The organism is Arthrobacter sp. efr-133-R2A-63 (assembly GCF_030209795.1).
In the GTDB taxonomy this organism is placed as follows: domain Bacteria; phylum Actinomycetota; class Actinomycetes; order Actinomycetales; family Micrococcaceae; genus Arthrobacter; species Arthrobacter bambusae_A.
On record NZ_JARVRG010000021.1, the window covers coordinates 190,909 to 206,722 of the forward strand.

Here is a 15,814-nt window from a genome sequence, read left to right on the forward strand (position 1 = left end):
GAGGAACGCGTGTCGTTCTTTCAGCTTTCGCTGATCGCCACGGTCGCGCTCCTCGGACCGTTGCTCGCGCTGCCCCGGAAATGGCACCTTCCCGTTGTCCTGGGACAGTTGCTGGCGGGCATCGTCATCGGACGCACAGGCCTGGGCCTGGTTGATTCCTCGGATCCCACCTTCACTTTCGTGGCCGACGTCGGATTCGCCCTCATCATGTTCGTCGCCGGGACGCACGTCCCCGTGCGGGACAAAGCCATCCGTCCCGCCCTGGGCAGCGGCGCCCTGCGCGCCGGCGTCGCCGCGGCGCTGGCCGCCGTCGTCGGGATCGTCATCGCTTTTGCCTTCGGGACCGGACATGCTCCCCTCTATATCGTGCTGCTCGCTTCCTCCTCGGCCGCACTGGTGTTGCCGATCGTCGACTCCCTTCGGCTGGCAGGACCGAAGGTCCTGACGACGACGGCGCAAGTGGCGATCGCTGACATCGCCTGCATTGTGGCGCTTCCGTTGGCCGTCGACCCGCCTAACGCCGGCCGGGCAGCGGTGGGGGCAGCCGTCGTCGCGGTTTGCGCGCTGGCCTTGTTCTTCGTGCTTCGCTGGCTGGAGAACAGCGGCAACCGCGGACGGTTGCATGAAATGTCCGAAGACCGGAAGTTCGCCCTGGAACTGCGGATCCAGCTGGCCCTGCTCTTCGCGCTTTCCGGGCTCGCGGTCCTCGGCCACGTCTCCATCATGCTGGCCGGGTTCTCCTTCGGCCTGGTGGTCTCAGCGGTGGGCGAACCCCGCCGCCTGGCGCACCAGCTCTTCGCCGTGAGCGACGGTTTCCTGGGGCCGGTCTTCTTCGTCTGGCTGGGTGCGTCGCTGGACTTGCGGACCCTCGCGGGCAGCCCGCGGATGATCCTCCTCGGGATCTGCCTTGGCTTTGGAACACTGCTGGTGCACGGAAGCATCCGGGCCCTCGGCCAGCCACTGCCGCTCGCGGTGCTGGCGGCATCCCAATTGGGAGTGCCGGTTGCCGCCGCCACCATCGGCTCCCAATTGCACTTGCTGGAACCGGGAGAAGCCGCGGCGATGATCCTCGGTGCCCTCATCAGCATCGGGGCATGCACCATCGCGGGCTCGAGGGCGGCACGCAGCTTCTCGCAGGCCGCACCGGGTTCGGCAGGCGAGGGGCCAAAACGCGGTGGCCCGGCAAGCAAAGGCCCGGCAGGCAAGCCGTCGGAAGGTGGTCCGGCGATCACTGCGTGATTCCCGCGTACTGCGTCGGGTAACGTCGATGCAGTAGCTGTGCGCCAGGGAAATGAAGGAGTTGCCATGAGCCGGAAGACGAAAAAGCCAAAGACCCGTGGCGGGCATCTCAAGGCAGTGCCTTCGGCCCCCAGAATGCCCTTGCAGTTGGTCCTCAACCATCGCGTAGTCGACTCCTTCACCCCGGATTTCGTTCGCTGGTACGAAAGATTCAGTGACGCCGAAGACGCCCTGCAGTGCTTGCACATAGTCAAACTCTTCATCTCGGCAAGCCACGCGATCAGCGAAGAAAGCTCCGCAACCTGGTTCGACCCCGACAGCTTGGACGACGCAGCCCTTGCCCTTGCGAGCACGCTTGACGAGGCTGATAGCGATGAGGCGCTCGTAGCGATCTTCGATTACTTGCACCTCTACACTGAATTCCTCTTTGAAACTGGCCGCTGGTCCGGGACCGAGGAGGACTACTTCGTCCTCCACATGCTCCTCACCGAAGAAGCTTCCGGGGAATTGGGCCTTCCTGACGACATTCCGGAACTTTCCGACGAAGAGCAGGACCGGGCGTTCCAGGAACTGCCCGTTCTCCAGTTGACCGGACGTTTGCTGGAGTGGCTCGGAGCCGGAAAGGACGTCACCAGCACTGGCGTGCTCCGGCTGAAAGACATTGAAGGTGCTGCCGGAGCGGTAGGAGTGAAAGCCAGAGGGAAAAAGACCGGGAAAAGGCCTCTCCCGGAGGGCGAAGGCGCGGCCGAAGCCGATCCGGAGTCATTTGAAGTCGGCTCCATGCACGAAGTTCCCGTGCTGCGTGAAATCTGGGCCGCGCTGGTGGACATCGATGGCCTGTCGATCGGGTCAACACGTGCCGCACCCGGAGCGGCCGCCGAATCGTGGGACTCCCCAGACCTCGATTCGAGGCTTCAGATCCGGCGTGAGTTCCTCACGGTATTCCTTGCCAGTGCAGTGATGGATTCCGGCGACATGTGGGAGGAAGGTCCCCGGGATAATGCAACCCTGGCCAGGGTACTCCTGAGAGGAGCCACTGGAGAGCCCGTCAGCGTGGACGAACTCAAGAGTGCGGCAGCGAACGAATCGGTGGGCAGCGCATTGCCCACGTTCGAGGCGATCCGGGCGCTCCGCGAGCTCGCCACCCTCGCCGATCTTGGCCTCGTCGACGTGGACACCCACTACACCGTTCCGCCGCCGGTCATCCAGTGTGTGATCCCGGCGCTCGCCCTGGTTCTTGCCATGGAAGACAATTTCGAACCGGGCCCGGTCCACCCTGGCTAGCAACCCCGTCACACGACCCATCCGACGGCAGTCCAGCCACGAACCACCGATAGAATGTCGGGGTTGACCAGCCGGAACTGGGCGGTCCATCACCTGCTGGAACGCTACCGAGGGAGGAACCCGTGCGCTCATCGCCTGCCCGGACCCCCTTCCATGCGTTGCGTTCGGCCGCTCTGGCGGTGGCCATTGTTGCCCTCGCAGCAGGGGCCCACGTCCTCTCCGGCGGCGCGCTTCCCGTCACACCGGTCCTGCTGGCCGTCCTCGCATTGACCGGGCTCGTCACCACGCTTGCTACCCGGTTCAAGCTCGGCTTCCCGGTTATTGCCTTCCTTCTGGGAGCCGGCCAGCTGGTCCTGCACGAAGCATTTATGGCATTCGGTCCGTTCATGGGCCCGGCTCCGGAATCGCCGGCACATCACCTCGCGGCCGAGCACGTTTCGCCGCCGCTGGGAGCCGAAACTGTACATTTTCACGAGGCCGACACTCCCCTCAGCTGGTTGATGTTGACGGGGCATGCCCTCGCGACAGCCGCTTCGGCCTTGCTGCTGGCCAAGGGCGAGCAGGCGCTGTGGCAGCTCGAGGCTTGGCTCCGTCCCCTCCTCCGGCTCATCCGTCTGGTCTTCAGGCCCGACGCCGGCAGCGCAGCTGTTGCGTTCAGCGCACCTGCCGTATTCATCCCCCGCCCGTGGCGGAACCTCAGGCAAGACAGCAGACGCGGCCCGCCCGCCGTCGTCGTACCCTCCTGACTCCGCCCGGCACCGCCTTTAACTGGTGACGGGCATATCCCCGCACTTTGGCGCGCTTTCGCGCGCCCTTTGAAAGGCAACAACCATGAACAAGTCCCCACTCCGCCGTGCCCTTACTGCCACAGCAACCGCCGGCGGGACCGCCGCGCTGATGATGGCCGGGCTCGCGGGCGCATCTGCCCACGTTTCTGTCACCCCGGACAAGACCACGGCCAACTCGTATGCTCTGTTGACCTTCGGTGTCCCGCATGGCTGCGACACTTCGGGCACCACCAAGCTGACCATCAACCTGCCCGAGGAACTGACGGACGCCACGCCCACGGTGAACCCCAACTGGACGGTCGAGAAAGTGACGCAGACGCTGCCCGCGCCCAAGAAGCTGGCCGACGGCACATCAATCACCAAGCGCACCAGCCAGATTGTCTACACGGCCAAGGCTCCACTGGACCCGCACTTGCGCGACGCGCTGGTCCTGTCCGTGAAGCTGCCCGACGCCGCCGGTAAGACGCTCTACTTCCCCACGCTCCAGAACTGCGAGCAGGGGCAGACAAACTGGGCTGAAATCCCGAAGGACGGCCAGGACCCGCACTCGCTCAAGGCTCCAGCGCCGTCAGTGGCCGTCACAGCCGCGGATGCGGCCGCGGGCGATGGTCACGTGGCTGCGTCGATCTCCACAGAGCAAGCTGCCTCGGTGACCGACGACGGCTCACAGGCGCGCAGCTGGGCCGGGCTGATCGCCGGAGTAGCTGGGCTTGGGCTGGGTGGCGCGGCCTTCTTCCGCAGCCGTTCTGCCAAGGCTTCAGTGCCCAAGTAACGAGTCCGGTGGGTGGGCGTCCGGAACATTACGATCCGGACGCCAATCCGGCGCCGCTGCCGCGCCGCAGTTGACTCCGGCAAATGTCGACGAAATGCTGTGCGCATGACGAATATGCGAGTCAAGAACGGTCTCCTGCTCACGATGGCAGCAGCCTCGGTATTCCTGCTCTCCAGCTGTGCCCAAAGCCAAGCCCAGCCCTCGGGCACAGCCGCGCCAAGCGACACGGCTTCGGCCTCGACGTCAACCTCGGCCTCAAGTACTCCGAGCTCCAGCGTCAGCGCCAGCCCATCGAGCTCCGGGACAACGACGGCATCCGGCGTTGCTCTCTGCAAAGCGGGCTCGCTGACGGCTTCTGTCGACTCCACCGGCGGCGGAGCGGCAGGCAGCGTCTACATGAAACTCATCCTGACCAACACCGGCACGGAACCCTGCGTCCTGAATGGTTTCCCGGGTGTCTCACTCACGTCCGGAGCTACAGGCGATCCGATCGGCGCTGCCGCCGCGCGCGACGACTCCCAGCCTGTGACACAAGTGGTTCTCGCTCCAGGGAAGGCCGGTTTCGCCCAACTCCGCTACACCCAGGCGGGCAACTACCCCGAGTGCACCCAGGCCCAGGCCGCGGGGTTCCGGGTCTACCCGCCCGAGGACACCGCTTCGCTTTTCATCCCGCAGCAGCGTACGGCCTGCAGCAACACCAATATCAACCTTTTGAGCGTCCAGGCGTTCCAGGCGGGGTAGCGCTGCTCCTATTCCTGCGCTGTTCCTTGTTGTGTCAGTGCCGTGAGGTTGTGTCAGTGCCGTGAGGCATGATGGAGGAATGCAGGAGCAGGAGCTACCGGGCGGTTCTGGCGACACGGCCATGGACCGCTTCAGCCGTGCCACGCGCGAGTGGTTCCTCGGAGCTTTCTCCGCGCCCACCCCTGCCCAGGACGGTGCATGGAAGGCCATTTCTTCGGGATCGCACGCCTTGGTGGTCGCACCCACCGGTTCCGGCAAGACGCTCGCGGCCTTCCTGTGGGCGCTGGACCGGCTCCTGTCGGTTTCCCCGGCCGCGTCGGCGGACGCCCTCCCGGGGCTTGAGGAAGCTGGCAGCCGCGCCCGCGCCAAAGCCCCCAAGCGCAAGACCCGCGTCCTGTACATCTCACCGCTGAAGGCACTCGGCGTCGACGTCGAACGGAACCTCCGCTCGCCGCTGATCGGCATCACGCAGACCGCCAAACGGCTCGGACTGCCGGCCCCGCTGGTGAGCGTCGGCGTCCGTTCCGGAGATACGACGACGGCGGACCGCCGCGCGCTGCTCAGCCACCCACCGGACATCCTCATCACCACGCCCGAGTCCTTGTTCCTCATGCTGACGTCCAAGGCCCGGGAGACGCTGAGCGAAGTGGACACTGTGATCGTCGACGAGGTCCACGCAGTTGCGGGTACCAAACGCGGCGCGCACCTCGCGGTGTCCTTGGAACGGCTCGATGCTCTGCTGCCGAAGCCCGCCCAGCGGATCGGCCTCTCGGCCACCGTGGAGCCGCGGGAGCTCGTCGCGCAGTTCCTCGCCGGTTCGGCACCCGTGGAAATCGTCGCACCGCCGTCGCACAAGAACTGGAACCTCAGCGTCAGCGTCCCTGTGGAGGACATGTCCGACCTTGCGGGAGCTGCCGGCGCCTTCGACTCCGGGCCGGCCTCCGGACTGCAACCACAAGCCTCCATTTGGCCGCATGTTGAGGAAAAGATCGTTGACCTTGTGCTGTCGAAGCAGTCCACCATTGTGTTTGCCAACTCCCGGCGCCTCGCGGAGCGGCTCACGGCCCGGCTGAACGAGATCTACGCAGAACGCCAGCTCATGGCGGTGGATGTGTTTGCGGCCCCGGCGGATTCGGTGCTGGACTCGGGGCCGCCGTCCTCGACGGCGACACCCGCCCGCATGATGGCGCAGGCCGGAAGCACCAGCGGCGCCGATCCGGTCCTGGCCCGCGCGCACCACGGCTCCGTGTCCAAGGACCAACGCGCACTCATCGAGGACGACCTCAAGTCCGGCCGTCTGCGATGTGTTGTAGCGACGTCGTCGCTGGAACTCGGCATCGACATGGGCGCCGTGGACCTTGTAGTCCAGGTCGAATCGCCGCCGTCGGTGGCCAGCGGACTGCAACGGGTTGGCCGCGCGGGCCACCAGGTGGGCGAAATTTCCGAAGGGGTGCTCTTCCCCAAACACCGGGCAGACCTCGTCCACACCGCCATCACGGTGGAACGGATGCTGGGCGGGAAGATCGAACGCCTCCATGTTCCGGCCAACCCCTTGGACATCCTGGCCCAACAAACGGTCGCCGCCACCGCGCTGGGGAGCATCGACGTCGAGGAATGGTTCGCCACCGTGCGCCGCTCCGCTCCGTTCGCCACCCTGCCACGCTCAGCTTTCGAAGCCACTTTGGATCTCCTGGCTGGCAGGTATCCCTCGGACGAATTCGCCGAGCTCCGGCCGCGCATCATCTGGGACCGGAACGCCGGCACCATCGAAGGCCGGCCCGGGGCACAGCGCCTTGCCGTGACCTCGGGCGGCACCATCCCGGACCGCGGCCTTTTCGGCGTGTACATCATCGGCACGGAAAGCGAAGGGTCCGGGTCCCGTTCGGCCTCCGAGTCCGGCTCCGGCCGGGACGGTGCGGCGTCCGCGCAGGAGCCGAGTCCGGCGTCGCGCGCTGCCAAAGGCGGCCGACGCGTCGGTGAGCTCGACGAGGAAATGGTCTACGAATCCCGGGTAGGTGACGTCTTCGCCCTCGGTGCCACGAGCTGGAAAATCGAGGACATCACGCACGACCGTGTCCTTGTCTCCCCCGCCTTCGGCCAGCCTGGAAAGCTCCCCTTCTGGAAAGGCGATTCCCTGGGCCGGCCGGTGGATCTCGGCCGGGCGCTCGGAGCATTCGTGCGCGAGCTCTCCGCATCGGATCAAGGTCCCGCGCTGGAACGATGCAAGGCCAGCGGGCTGGACGACTTCGCCGCCGGCAACCTGCTCCAGTATCTAGGCGAACAGAAGCAGGCCACGGAGGTCGTCCCCAATGACCGGACGCTGGTGGTCGAACGGTTCCATGACGAACTCGGCGATTGGCGCGTGGTGCTGCACAGCCCCTTCGGCATGCCGGTCCACGCGCCGTGGGCCCTCGCCGTCGGGCAGCGGCTCCAGCAGCGCTACGGTCTGGACGGTTCAGCCATGGCCGCCGACGACGGCATCGTGCTGCGGGTGCCCATGATGGAGGACGAGCCTCCCGGGGCTGAGCTGTTCCTCTTTGACCCGGAGGAACTTGAGCAGATCGTGACGGCGGAGGTTGGCGGCAGCGCCTTGTTCGCCTCCCGCTTCCGCGAGTGCGCCGCGCGTGCGCTGTTGTTGCCGCGGCAAAATCCGGCGAAAAGGCAACCGCTTTGGCAGCAACGGCAACGCTCCGCGCAATTGCTGGATGTCGCCAAAAAATATCCGTCCTTCCCCATCGTGCTCGAAACAGTGCGCGAATGCCTGCAGGACGTCTACGACCTCCCCGCGTTGAAAGACATTGCCGCTTCGATCGAGCGCCGGGAACTGCGCTTGGTACAGACCATCACCCAGCAGCCGTCCCCGTTCGCCAAGTCGCTGCTCTTTGGCTACGTGGCCCAGTACTTGTATGAGGGCGATTCCCCGCTCGCCGAACGCAGGGCCGCGGCTTTGGCCCTCGACTCCACACTCCTGAACGAGCTCCTGGGCAGGGTGGAACTGCGCGAGCTCCTGGATGCCAAGGTCATTGAGGCCACCGAGCTCGAACTCCAGCGGCTGGCACCGGACCGGCAAGTCCGAGGCATGGAAGGCGTGGCGGACTTGCTGCGACTGCTCGGCCCCTTGAGCGTTGAAGAAGTGGCCGCCCGTTTGCAGCCCGAAGGAGTGGAGTCTTCCGCGGAACCGGCTGCGGTGAAATCGGCCGCCGAAGCTGAGCTGGCTGCGTTGCATCTGGCAGCGCTACGCAAGGCCAACCGCGCCCTGACGGTGACGCTCGGCGGCGTCGAACGATTCGCCGCCATCGAGGACGCGGCCCGGCTCCGGGACGCCATCGGCGTTCCGCTGCCCATGGGTGTGCCTTTGGCGTTCATTGAACCCGTCCATGATCCACTCGGGGATCTGGTCTCCCGTTACGCACGAACCCACGGACCGTTCACGGCTGAGGAAGCCGCCGCGAGGCTGGGACTGGGTGTCGCCGTCGTGGGCACAGCACTGAAACGCTTGGCGGCCGACGGCCGTGTGGTGGAGGGCGAGTTCCGTCCGCACCCGAGTGCGCCGGACACGGTGGCCGATGAGGGACCGGAGCTGTCTGAGGTGCCGGAACTCCCGGCCATTCCGCTCCGCGGGATCCCAATGAGTAGCGAGTGGTGCGATTCCGAGGTCCTGCGCAAGCTCCGGCGTCGTTCGCTGGCGGCGTTGCGGGCCGAAGTGGAACCGGTGGACGCGGCTGCTTACGGGCGCTTCCTTCCCGCCTGGCAAAACGTGTCCGTGCCCTCTCCCGGGCGCCCTGGTTCTCCTGGAGGCAGGGGCGCCTCGGCACTGCGCGGGCTCGACGGCATCATGACGGCCATCGATCAACTCTCCGGCGTGCCCGTTCCGGCGTCGGCCTGGGAACCGTTGGTGCTGGCCAGCCGGATCTCCGACTATCAGCCGGCCATGTTGGATGAGCTCATGGCCGCAGGCGAAGTCTTGTGGTCCGGAGCCGGCTCGCTGCCCGGGAACGATGGCTGGATCAGCCTCCACGTGGCCGAAGCCGCGGAACTGACGCTCAACCCGGATCCTGATTTCGAGCCAGGCGATGCCCAGCTCCGCCTTCTTGAATACCTGCAAGGCGGTGGCGGCGCCTATTTCTTCCGACAACTCACCGAGGTTGCCGGCGGCATGGATGCGGTCCTCAGCGACGACGCTGTGGTCGCCGCCCTGTGGGATCTCGTCTGGGCCGGCCGCATCACGGGAGACACCTTCGCCCCCGTCCGCGCGATGATTGCGGGCGGCCGCACGGCGCACAAGCAGCCGGCCCGGCCGCCGCGTGCCCGGTCGCTGCGGATGAGCAGGCTCGGCCGTTCGCATGGCACGGGGTTGATGGGGTCGCCTGGGCTCACGGGCGGACGCTACGGCTCGGTCTCCGGTACGGCTCCCACTCCTCCGCTCGCCGTCGGCCGCTGGTCGGCGTTGCCGGCACCTGAGCTCGACCCCACCATCCATGCGCGCGGCACCGCCGAACTCCTCCTCGACAGGTACGGCATCGTGACGCGCGGCTCCGTCATGGTGGAGAACATCGTTGGCGGATTCGGGTTGATGTACAAGGTCCTCGCACGCCTCGAAGAAGCCGGGCGGTGCCGCCGCGGCTACTTCATCGAGCACCTCGGAGCAGCCCAGTTTGCCGTTCCGGCAACGGTGGACCGCTTACGTTCCTTCACGGAGGATGCCCAACTCGCCAAGGCCGAGCCTGTCGCTTTGGCCCTTGCCTCCACGGATCCCGCCAACCCCTACGGCGCAGCCCTCCCCTGGCCCGCGTTAGCCGTCGACGCAGGATCGGGTCACCGTCCGGGGCGGAAAGCAGGTGCCCTGGTGGTGATGGTCGACGGCGCCTTGGTTTTGTACGTCGAACGCGGCGGGAAGACCCTGCTCACTTTCAGCCATGACGACGACGTCCTGGCGGCTGCCGCTGCCGCGCTCGTCGGAGTTGTGCGGCGAGGAGCGGTAGACAAACTGATCATGGAAAAGGTCAACGGTCATGACCTCTTGGACACCCCCGTGGCATTAGCGCTTGCGGCTGCCGGGGCGTACTCCACGCCGAAGGGATTGAGGATCCGTGCCTGAAGGCGACTCGGTCTGGCGGGCTGCCGCGGAGCTGCATAAAGCCCTCGCCGGGCAAACACTGGTCTCTTCCGATTTCCGGGTACCCAGGTTTGCCACGCTCAACCTGGCCGGATGGACCGTGTCCGAGGTGGTGCCGAGGGGAAAGCACCTGCTCATGCGCTTGGTGGAACCGGCGGACGTTGGGCCCGGACCGGTGGAGGCGGGTTCGGCGGCGGCCGGACCACCCCGCCGCACCCTGACCATCCATTCGCACTTGAAAATGGAGGGAAGCTGGCAGGTCTATGCCCCCGGCGGCCGTTGGAGGAAACCCGGCCACACGGCCAGGTGCGTCCTCCGCACGGCGACGGCCGACGTCGTCGGCTTCTCCTTGGGAGTCCTGGAAGTGATCCCGACCCCGGACGAGTCCCGCGCGGTGGGGCATCTGGGCCCGGATCTGCTCGGGCCCGACTGGGACGCGGAAGAGGCTGTTCGTCGGCTCCGGGCCGCACCGGACGCACCGATCGGCGTCGCACTGTTGGACCAGCGGAACCTCGCCGGTATCGGCAATATCTACCGTTGCGAAACGTGTTTCCTGGCCGGGGTGCATCCGGCCACGCCGGTATCGGCCGTACCCGACCTCGCAGGGATGCTCGTGGAAGCCAAGGTCCTGCTCGAGGCCAACTTAGGACCGGGGCGAAGGATCACGCGCGGCACTGCGTTCCCCGGAGTCCGAGGGATTCCCCGCTCCGGCTACTGGGTGTACGGCCGCGAGCACCAACCGTGCCTTCGTTGCCGTACGCCGATTCGCCGCGGGATGCTGGGACCGGCGTCGGGGATGGAGGACCGGACCATCTACTTCTGCCCCGAGTGCCAGCCGGCTCTTTAACTCTGCCCAATCCGCCTGGCGACGCGGGAAATCCCCAGCGACACCGGAATTCGGGCGCGTAGGGAAATTCGCGCATCGCCAGGAAGAATCCGTGTCACGGAGCGGCCGGCACCGTCTCGGGAACAGCCAAGGGAGCCTTCAGCGGAACTGTGAACAGGGGCAACAACAACTGCACCAGCGGGCCGATGGCCAAGGCGTACACAACGGTTCCGACGCCGACGGAGCCACCCAGCAGCCAACCCACGCCCAGCACAGCAACCTCGATCAAGGTCCGGGACAAACGCACCGACCATCCGGTGCGGCGGGCGAGTCCCGTCATGAGTCCGTCGCGGGCGCCCGGGCCAAGGCGTGCGCCGATGTAGCAAGCGGAGGCGATCCCATTGAGGACCACGGCGCCTGCGAGCATGCCGATCTGGCCGCCCAGGTGCGAGAACGCAGGGATCAGGGCCAGTCCGATGTCCGCGAACACGCCCACCAGTACGGCGTTGGCCAGGGTTCCGAAGCCGGGCATCTGCCGCAGCGGTATCCAGAGGAGCAGCACCAGGAAGCTGACAACCACCACGACGGTGCCGATGCTCCACCCGATCTTCCCCGCAACGCCCTGGTGGAACACGTCCCAGGGATCCAGGCCAAGGCCGGCCCGGATGAACATGGCCAGGGAGATCCCGTACATCGCGAGGCCGATCAGGAGCTGGGTGATTCTGCGTGTCATCATGGAACCATGCTCCCGAAAACTGGCATTGCTTTCCATAGCCAGTTTGCAATACTGGTCTTATGCCCGGATCCCTGAACCCCACAGCCATGCTGCGTCTCCTCGGGGCGTGGAACACCGGCGCCGCTCCCGCCTATCGCGAGCTTGCCGACGTCGTACGCCTTTTGGTGATGGACGGGCGCATCCCGCTCGATGTCGCGCTGCCCAGCGAACGGGCGCTTGCCGTCACCCTGGGCGTCAGCCGGACCACAGTCACCGCCGCCTACGCCAGCCTGCGCGAGCAAGGATTCCTCCGTGGCGGCCAGGGCAGTCGGGGCCGGACGGGCATTCCGCACCGGACGATTCCGGTCAGTGGACCGGGACTGGCCATCCCGGAGGGGATTCTTGACCTCGCCTACGCTTCACTGCCGGCCACGGGCGAGGTGGTGCACCGGGCATTCGCCGACGCGTTGATCGACCTCCCGGCACTGTTGCCCGGTTTTGGCTACGACGCAGTGGGCCTCCCGCCGCTCCGGGAGGCCATCGCGGACCGCTACACGGCAGCCGGCATCCCCACAACGGCCGCACAGATACTGGTGACCTCGGGAGCCCAGCACGCACTGAACATCATCTTGAGGACCCTCGCCGGGCGGCAGCAGAAGGTCCTCGTGGAGCATCCCAGCTACCCCAACGCGCTCGACGCGATCCGCGCTTCGGGGTCCCGCACGGTACCGGTGCCCATGCCGCCTGTCGCGGAGCCGGCATCGGGCGGTGGCGTCGAGCCGGCGTCGGGCGGCTGGGATATCGACGGGATGGTGGCGGCAATGCGCCACCAACGCCCGGCCATGGCCTACCTCGTTCCGGACTTCCACAACCCCACCGGGCGGATCATGTCCAATCTTCAGCGGCGCCGCCTGGTGCGTGAGGCGGCGGGGACGGGCACCGTCCTCGTAGTGGACGAGACGCTCCGGGAGCTAAACCTCGACGCCGTCAATACCTCGCCGCTCTCGGCATTCAGTCCCGCCGTGGTGACCATCGGTTCGCTCAGCAAATCACATTGGGCCGGGCTCCGGACGGGGTGGATCCGCGCAGATGAGGACTCGATCAGTCGCTTCGTGCAGACCCGGACCACGATGGATCTTGGTGGGCCCGTCGTCGAGCAGTTGGCTGCGGCCCGGTTGCTCAGGGCCTTCGCCGAACCATTGGACGCCCGGCTAGCGGAGCTGCGGCAGAACCGGGAAGCGCTCCTCGGACTACTGGCCGAGCACCTGCCCGATTGGCACGTGGAACGTCCGCGCGGCGGGCTGACAGCATGGTGCAGGCTGCCCACGCCGTCGAGCACGGCGCTCACCGTCGTCGCCCCGGACTTCGGCGTCCGGCTGGCAGCCGGGCCGCGCTTCGGCGTCGGAGGGGCTTTCGAACATTTCATGCGTGTCCCGTACACGCTGGCCCCGGCCCAACTCGAGACGGCGGTGCTGGCACTGCGCGATGCCCAAGCGCGGATCGACGCCTCACCGCAGCTCCGGACCACCCTGAAGGCGCCCAAGGAACCCGCCGCGGTCGCCTAAATCCCGCGGCTCCCCCAACTAGCTCGCATTAGTTGTCGTTTTGAAGGCTCAGAACGACATTTATTGCGAGTCAGTTGGGTCGCCCGGAACCCATGCGCTGCTTGGCGGTGTTGCTGCCGGGACCGACCGGGACATGCGAGGTGGCTTTGGCCAGGCCAAACTGCGGCATGCCGTTGTACACCACCTCGATTCCCGACGCCGGCACCTGATAGGTTTCGTGCCACACGCCGATGTCTCCGCTTCCCGAGACTTCCTTCATGAAGCGTCGCCACGGCCCCAAGTGCGGCGCATCCCTGTCCGCGGCGAAGCGCCTGAGATGCTCTGGGCTCTCCCAATAGCTGAGCAACATGGTGGTGCGCCCGAGCCACTGTTCGCAGCCGAGCATCCCGGACTCCGTATGCTCGGCGAGATGGCGGAGCATGGTGGGCATCGCCGAGGCCACGCGAGCCACCTTGCCGATCTTCCACCAACGGTTGGCCCGCATTCCGATAAGGAATACGGTCACCGACTCGCGCCCGGTGTCCGCCGTGAAGCGTCCGGGGAAGATTTCCTGTGCCATCTGAATCCTTCGGTCTGGGAACGGTAGCTCAAGTTCCGCTGGTCGAGTTTCATAACGTCGTTACGAAACAATGTTATGAAACACTTGGAGGCATGGCAAGACCCATCGTTCATGACCAGCTCGTCCGGCAGCGGCTCCTTCAGGTAACCGCCGAGCTCGTGGACCGGGATGGCCCCGCGCGAGTCACGCTCCGGGACGTTGCCGCGGCAGCCCAGACCTCAACGACGGCGATCTACTCGCTTTTCGGCGGCAAGGCCCAGTTGCTGACGGCCGCCGTCGACGACGGATTCCGCTCGTTCGGCGACTCGCAGCGGCTCGCCGAAAGCGGCGGCCTCCGAGGCCTGGGCCTCGCCTACCGCTCCTGGGCACTGGAACACCCGGCCTTGTATCGGCTCATGTTTGGCGGCACCCTCGCCGGCTATGTGGACTGCAGTCCGACGCCGGCAGTCGCCTCGGAAGCCATGCTTCCGCTGGTGGAAGCCGTGAATGCCGCACAGGAAGCGGGGACTATTCGCCGCGATGATGCCGCAACGATCGCCATGTCCATCTGGGGGCAGGTCCACGGACTGGTGAGCCTGGAATTGGCGAACATGAATGACTCCGGAACCGATTGGGAAGGGATCTACGCCGCGGCGTTGGATGCGGTGGCGCGCGGCTGGCAATGACGCCCGAATTGCCCTGCGACGCGCAAATGGCCTGGCGACCACGGAATTCCGGGGTCGCCAGGCCATTTGCGCGTCGGCGCGTTCTACGCGTCGGAGGACTTAGGCGTACACCGTCTCCAGGAACCCGCCCCAGGCCTTGGCGGTCAGTTCGGAATCGCCGCTGCCGCTGAAATCGTGCACCGTCATGCCCACGGGTGCTCCGAAGGAGTTGCGGCCGAAGAAGCGGTACAGCGTGTCGGCGGTCCGCAGGCCCAGGAAGTGCTGGTTGGAGAAGTCGAGCTCTCCGCTCAGCCGCCCCACGCCGTCGACGTCCACCTGAACCGTTGAAGCCTGCGCAATACCGTCCACGCCGAGCGCTTTCTTCAGCTTCACGAAACCGTCGGGCGTCTGCGAGGCCGCCGGACCCTGGATGTCGGTGAAGACCACAGGCTTGCCGTCGAAGTACTGAAGGTACTGGCCCAGGGTGTGCAGGTAGAACTCGGTGTGCTTGCTGGCGCCGTCGTACTGCCCCTCCCAGTTGTCCGCGAAGATGCCACTGTGGACATAGTGCAGCTTGGCCCGGCCGCCGTCGAGCGGTTCGAGTACGTGCTCGAGCTGGTTGAACCAGCCGTCCGACCCCTCCATCCGGGTCACGAGGTGGGTGGGGTATTCGTCGACGGTTTTCACGGCCGGCCACTGATCGGTGGGGAACATCCAGGCCGAGGTGTCCTGGGTGACAGCCTGCCAGACCCGTTCAGGAGTGCCGGGCAGTTCGGTGTCGGCCACGATTTCGAATTCACGGTTGTCAGTCATTGTCCTGTTCCTTTTCTGGAGAGTGCTGCGTGTTTGTCTTGAGCGCGGGATGAAGTACGACGACGAGCCGGTGCTTGCGCGCGCCGCTCGCCACCGCGGCAGCTCCGCCGTCGTGGTACTTATCCACGAGCCGGGTCACCGCGACGCCGAGCTCCTCGGCAAAAGCGGCGCGGTCCGACGCCGAGCGGAAGGTGATCTCGCCGTCGATCGCGAAGCTCGCAAGCGTCTTCTTGGCCGCTGCGGCGCCTGCTATCAGCTTGCCCATCTCCTGGACGGTCCGCGCCGCGAGGGCCAGGAGCCAGAAAGCGGAAAAGCGGTCCGAGAAGCGTCGGGGATCCGGCGCCACGGATGCAAGCGCCACCGGCGAGATCAGGTACGACGCCGCCGTCGCGCGCAAAACGCGTTCGGTGACGTTGCCCTTTTTCCGCTCCTCCACAAGCTCGACGAGCCCATGCCGCTCGAGGGCCTTGAGGTGGTAGTTGACCTTCTGCCGGGGGAGGCCCACTTTGACCGCCAGCTGCGTGGCGGAACCGGGCTCGACAAGCTCCTGCAGAATACGGGTGCGGATCGGGTCCAACGACGCTTCCGCCGCGGCGGGATCCTCGATCACTTCGATGTCCAACATGCTTCCATTCTGGCCACCGACAACTTTTATTGTCAAGAACTATTTTATCGTCGGAGGATGGCGCGGCTCGGTCATTGGGCGTCATGCGAGCCTGTACCGCTGCGGTCAGCGAAGGAGTACCCTGCGG

General features: G+C 66.3%; 13 protein-coding genes. 9 read left to right on the forward strand and 4 right to left on the reverse strand.

Annotated features, from left to right (window positions below; genetic code table 11):
• The first annotated feature begins 9 nt into the window (after positions 1–9).
• From QRN45_RS11725 to QRN45_RS11755, 7 genes are all read left to right on the forward strand, one after another.
• The gene (locus QRN45_RS11725; RefSeq protein WP_241709641.1) at positions 10–1,239 is read left to right on the forward strand and encodes a cation:proton antiporter; all 1,230 of its coding nucleotides are present in this window, start codon (positions 10–12) and stop codon (positions 1,237–1,239) included.
• Between the two features lie 66 nt (positions 1,240–1,305).
• Complete coding sequence (locus QRN45_RS11730) at positions 1,306–2,523, forward strand: hypothetical protein (protein WP_241709640.1); 1,218 nt, start codon at positions 1,306–1,308, stop codon at positions 2,521–2,523.
• A gap of 122 nt (positions 2,524–2,645) precedes the next feature.
• Positions 2,646–3,269, forward strand: coding sequence for a hypothetical protein (locus QRN45_RS11735; RefSeq protein WP_241709639.1), 624 nt, complete (start codon positions 2,646–2,648; stop codon positions 3,267–3,269).
• A gap of 85 nt (positions 3,270–3,354) precedes the next feature.
• On the forward strand, positions 3,355–4,083 hold the full coding sequence (locus QRN45_RS11740) for a YcnI family copper-binding membrane protein (protein WP_241709638.1): 729 nt from the start codon (positions 3,355–3,357) through the stop codon (positions 4,081–4,083).
• 105 nt (positions 4,084–4,188) lie between these two features.
• Positions 4,189–4,824 (forward strand): DUF4232 domain-containing protein, encoded by a 636-nt coding sequence (locus QRN45_RS11745; protein ID WP_078106671.1) that lies wholly within the window; start codon positions 4,189–4,191, stop codon positions 4,822–4,824.
• Positions 4,825–4,903: 79 nt separating this feature from the next.
• On the forward strand, positions 4,904–9,922 hold the full coding sequence (locus QRN45_RS11750; protein WP_284763472.1) for a DNA glycosylase AlkZ-like family protein: 5,019 nt from the start codon (positions 4,904–4,906) through the stop codon (positions 9,920–9,922).
• Entirely contained in the window at positions 9,915–10,787 is an 873-nt protein-coding gene (locus QRN45_RS11755; protein ID WP_241709636.1) for an Fpg/Nei family DNA glycosylase, read from the forward strand. The genes QRN45_RS11750 and QRN45_RS11755 overlap by 8 nt, the downstream gene beginning before the upstream one ends.
• Positions 10,788–10,881: 94 nt before the next feature.
• Here the strand turns inward: QRN45_RS11755 and yczE are convergent, their stop codons facing one another.
• On the reverse strand, positions 10,882–11,502 hold the full coding sequence (yczE, locus tag QRN45_RS11760) for a membrane protein YczE (protein WP_284763473.1): 621 nt from the start codon (positions 11,500–11,502) through the stop codon (positions 10,882–10,884).
• Between the two features lie 59 nt (positions 11,503–11,561).
• Here yczE and yczR point away from each other — a divergent pair, with 59 nt between their 5' ends.
• Positions 11,562–13,046 (forward strand): MocR-like transcription factor YczR, encoded by a 1,485-nt coding sequence (gene yczR / locus QRN45_RS11765; RefSeq protein WP_284763474.1) that lies wholly within the window; start codon positions 11,562–11,564, stop codon positions 13,044–13,046.
• Positions 13,047–13,116: 70 nt separating this feature from the next.
• Here yczR and QRN45_RS11770 read toward each other — a convergent pair whose 3' ends face one another.
• Positions 13,117–13,605, reverse strand: a complete 489-nt coding sequence (locus QRN45_RS11770) for a DUF4188 domain-containing protein (protein WP_284763476.1) — start codon at positions 13,603–13,605, stop codon at positions 13,117–13,119.
• A 92-nt stretch (positions 13,606–13,697) separates the two neighbouring features.
• Between QRN45_RS11770 and QRN45_RS11775 the strand changes: the two genes are divergently transcribed.
• The gene (locus QRN45_RS11775) at positions 13,698–14,270 is read left to right on the forward strand and encodes a TetR-like C-terminal domain-containing protein (protein WP_284763478.1); all 573 of its coding nucleotides are present in this window, start codon (positions 13,698–13,700) and stop codon (positions 14,268–14,270) included.
• 99 nt (positions 14,271–14,369) lie between these two features.
• Here QRN45_RS11775 and QRN45_RS11780 read toward each other — a convergent pair whose 3' ends face one another.
• The gene (locus QRN45_RS11780; protein WP_284763481.1) at positions 14,370–15,062 is read right to left on the reverse strand and encodes an SRPBCC family protein; all 693 of its coding nucleotides are present in this window, start codon (positions 15,060–15,062) and stop codon (positions 14,370–14,372) included.
• Positions 15,055–15,687, reverse strand: a complete 633-nt coding sequence (locus QRN45_RS11785) for a winged helix-turn-helix domain-containing protein (RefSeq protein ID WP_078106679.1) — start codon at positions 15,685–15,687, stop codon at positions 15,055–15,057. Before QRN45_RS11785 ends, QRN45_RS11780 begins: the two co-directional genes overlap by 8 nt.
• Between the last annotated feature and the right edge of the window lie 127 nt (positions 15,688–15,814).

Excerpts from the sequence above, each read along its gene's own strand:
- QRN45_RS11730 (WP_241709640.1), top strand. The coding sequence starts at position 1,306 with ATGAGCCGGAAGACGAAAAAGCCAAAGACCCGTGGCGGGCATCTCAAG.
- QRN45_RS11740 (WP_241709638.1), top strand. The coding sequence starts at position 3,355 with ATGAACAAGTCCCCACTCCGCCGTGCCCTTACTGCCACAGCAACCGCC.
- QRN45_RS11745 (WP_078106671.1), top strand. The coding sequence starts at position 4,189 with ATGACGAATATGCGAGTCAAGAACGGTCTCCTGCTCACGATGGCAGCA.
- QRN45_RS11750 (WP_284763472.1), top strand. The coding sequence starts at position 4,904 with ATGCAGGAGCAGGAGCTACCGGGCGGTTCTGGCGACACGGCCATGGAC.
- yczE (WP_284763473.1), bottom strand. The coding sequence starts at position 11,502 with ATGATGACACGCAGAATCACCCAGCTCCTGATCGGCCTCGCGATGTAC.
- yczR (WP_284763474.1), top strand. The coding sequence starts at position 11,562 with ATGCCCGGATCCCTGAACCCCACAGCCATGCTGCGTCTCCTCGGGGCG.
- QRN45_RS11770 (WP_284763476.1), bottom strand. The coding sequence starts at position 13,605 with ATGGCACAGGAAATCTTCCCCGGACGCTTCACGGCGGACACCGGGCGC.
- QRN45_RS11775 (WP_284763478.1), top strand. The coding sequence starts at position 13,698 with ATGGCAAGACCCATCGTTCATGACCAGCTCGTCCGGCAGCGGCTCCTT.
- QRN45_RS11780 (WP_284763481.1), bottom strand. The coding sequence starts at position 15,062 with ATGACTGACAACCGTGAATTCGAAATCGTGGCCGACACCGAACTGCCC.
- QRN45_RS11785 (WP_078106679.1), bottom strand. The coding sequence starts at position 15,687 with ATGTTGGACATCGAAGTGATCGAGGATCCCGCCGCGGCGGAAGCGTCG.